Source organism: Nocardia paucivorans NBRC 100373, from assembly GCF_000308675.1.
Classification (GTDB): Bacteria; Actinomycetota; Actinomycetes; order Mycobacteriales; family Mycobacteriaceae; genus Nocardia; species Nocardia paucivorans.
The window spans coordinates 1-3,388 of record NZ_BAGE01000112.1 but is presented as its reverse complement, the minus strand read 5'-3'; the positions used below and the strand labels follow the sequence as shown (position 1 = coordinate 3,388).

The following is a 3,388-nucleotide window of genomic DNA, read 5'->3' as shown; positions in this document are numbered from 1 at the left end:
CCGGACCTCGGACAGACGTTCTTCGGCAAGCCAGGACTTCAGCACGGTCAATGTGGCGTGCACCCGTTCCCGCACCGCGCCCGGTCCCTCGGCCACCGAGCCGGTCGGCCGCCAGATCAGCGCACCGGGAACCTCCTCGGCCGCGACAACCTCGGCCACGGACCCATAGGCCACCTCGACACCTGACACCCCCACCTCTCCCAGCACCGCCAGGACAGGCACGTGCCGATCATCCGATACCGCCGCAACAGGCTCCCACCCCACCCGATACAGACCGGCCCCCTCCACCGACAAACCACGCCGGAACTCCTCCACGTCATACCGACGCATCACCACCGCATCAACCGACAAAACCGGACGACCACCCCCATCGACGGCCGCCACCGCCACACTCTCCGCCCCGGTCCGGACCGCGACAACCCGCAACGAGGTCACCCCCGCCGGTCGCCGTCCATCGTCCATCGGCCGGTGGAACCGCGCCCCACCCCACCGGAACAACAACCAACCGGTATCCGGATCGGAACCGCCGGGGCGGAAAACCAACCGGGACAGACCCGCGTGCACCACCAGCTCCATCAAGGCCGGATGCACCTCGTAACGTCCCGGGTCCGGTGCCGCGGCGGTATCCAACGCGACCTCCGAGAACACCGCATCGCCGCGTTCCCACACCGCCTGCACACCGATGAAGGCCGGACCGTATTCGAGCCCGGTGTCCTCGGTGATCTGTCCCGCGAGAGTTGCGCCGTCGACGGCTAGGAGATCGGCATCGGCCGGCGGCCATTCTTCGTCCCGGAGCTGCGACAGCAATGCCGTATCGTGTTCCGGCCGCGCCGCGAGCACACCGGTCGCATTGCGCGACCATTCCCCACCGGGGGACTTCCGGTAATAGAACTCGAACCGACGCCGTCCGGATTCGTCGGCCGCCTGCACCAGCGCCTGGAGTTCGATCTCGTCGTCACCGGGTGTGATCGGCGCGTGCAGCATGACTTCCTCCACCGCCTCGCAGCCGATTCGGCCGCCCGCGGCGAGAAGGAATTCGAGCAACAACACACCCGGTACGACCACCACACCGTGCGCCCTGTGGTCGGCGATCCACGGATGGGTCCGCAACGAGAACCGGCCGGTGAACAACCATTCGTCGGTGTCCGCCAAACCGACCACATCCGTCAGGATCGGATGATCCGACATCGACGCCGCCACGTCGTCGGGTTGCAACCAGAACCGCCGCCGCTGGAACGCATACGTCGGCAACGGCACCCGGCGCACCGGGCGACCGGCGAACACCGGTGACCAATCCACCCGCATACCCGCGACATGCACCTGCGCCAATGCGGTGATCAGCCACTCCGCTTCGGTTTTTCCCGCCCGACCGTTCACTTCCCGGTCGCCGACCCGGCGTCGGGAGACCGCGATCACCGTGGTGTGGTCCTCGACCTCCGGATCTTCGGCCAGACATTGCCGTGTCATCGCCGCCAACACCGCGTCCGGTCCCACTTCGATGAAGTGACACACGCCTTCCGTAACGGCCGTGTCCACCTCCGTTGCGTACCGCACGCACTCCCGCAGCTGCCGCACCCAGTACCCCGGATCGGTCGCCGCGTCCCCGGCGAGCTCACCGGACACATTCGACACCAGCGGCAACGACGGCTCCCGGTACGTCAAACTCTCGGCCACCGCGCGGAATTCGTCGAGCACCGGATCCATCAACGCCGAATGGAACGCGTGGGACACCCGCAACCGGTTGGTTTTCACACCTCTACCGGTCGCCACCGTCTCGATCTCGTCGATGGCGTCCGTGTCCCCGGACAGCACCGTCGACGACGGTCCGTTCACTGCCGCCACCGACACCCGATCGCCGTATCCCGTCGCCAGCTGTGATGCCTCGGCTTCCGGCATTGCGACCGCCACCATCGCACCGCCCGCCGGCAGCGCCCCCATCAACCGTCCGCGCGCCGCCACCAGGGCACAGGCGTCGGCGAGCGACCACACCCCCGCCACATACGCGGCGGCCACTTCACCGATCGAGTGCCCGATCAGCAGATCCGGTGCGACCCCGAACGATTCCAGCAGCCGGAACATTGCGACCTCGAAGGCGAACAGCGCCGGCTGGGTCCATTCCGTGCGATCCAACACCCCGTCGGGGTCGGTGAACATCACCTCCCGCAACGACCGCCCCAGCAGCGGGTCCATATGGGCGCAGATCTCGTCCAAGGCCGTGGCGAACGCGGGGAACGCCGCGGACAACTCGCGGCCCATCCCCACCCGCTGGGCGCCCTGACCGGTGAACAGGAATGCCGTCTTGCCGGCGATGACCTGTCCCTCGATAACGGAGGGCGCCGTATCGCCCGAGGCGAGTTCCGTGAGGCCTGCCACGAGCTCTTCCCGACCGGCACCGATGACCGCACCACGCCGATCCAGATGTGCGCGCGTCTCGATCAGAGAATACGCGATATCGACGACATCGAGATCCGGGCGGTCGATCAGCCACTGTCGTAGCCGGTCGGCCTGCGCCCGCAGCGCGGCATCGGACTTCGCCGAAATCAGCAGCGGCACCGGGGCACTGCTCGCACCGGGTTCGAATGCCACGGTGCGAGCCCGAGCGGAGTTTCCGCCGGAACGGTCGACCTGCGATGTTCTCGTCGAGTTCGTTTGTCGGGGTGCTTCCTCCAAGATCACATGCGCATTCGTGCCGCTGATCCCGAACGACGACACCCCCGCCCGACGCGGACGCTCACCCACCGGCCACGACCGAGGCTCGGTCAACAACCGCACCACCCCCGACGACCAATCCACATACGGCGTCGGCACATCCACATGCAGTGTCTTCGGCAGGGTTTCGTGCCGCAGCGCGGCCACCATCTTGATCACCCCACCAACACCGGCAGCGGCCACCGCATGCCCGATGTTCGACTTCACCGACCCCATGAACAACGGCCGATCCCGATCCCGGTCGGCGCCGTAGGCCGCGATCACCGCCTGCGCCTCGATCGGATCCCCCAACCGGGTACCGGTCCCATGCGCCTCCACCACATCCACATCCGCCGGCCCCAACCCCGCATCGGCCAATGCCGCGGCGATCACCCGCTGCTGCGACGGACCATTCGGCGCGGTCAACCCGTTGCTGGCCCCGTCCTGATTGATCGCGCTCCCCCGCACCACCGCCAATACCTGATGACCCAGCCGCTGGGCGTCGGACAACCGCTCGAGCACCAGCACCCCCACCCCCTCCGACCACACCACCCCATCGGCCGCGGCCGCGAACGCCTTCGACCGGCCATCGGCGGCCAAACCCCGCTGGCGGGCGAAATCCACATACAAACTCGGGCTCGCCGCCACGCTCACCCCACCGGCCAACGCCAACGACGACTCTCCTCGCCGCAACGCCTGA

1 protein-coding gene is annotated in these 3,388 nt (G+C 67.8%); it reads right to left on the bottom strand.

Translation table 11 applies throughout. The features are described from left to right. Positions 1–3,388: type I polyketide synthase (locus ON32_RS23540; protein WP_040793207.1), on the bottom strand; the 3,388-nt coding region annotated here is incomplete at both ends.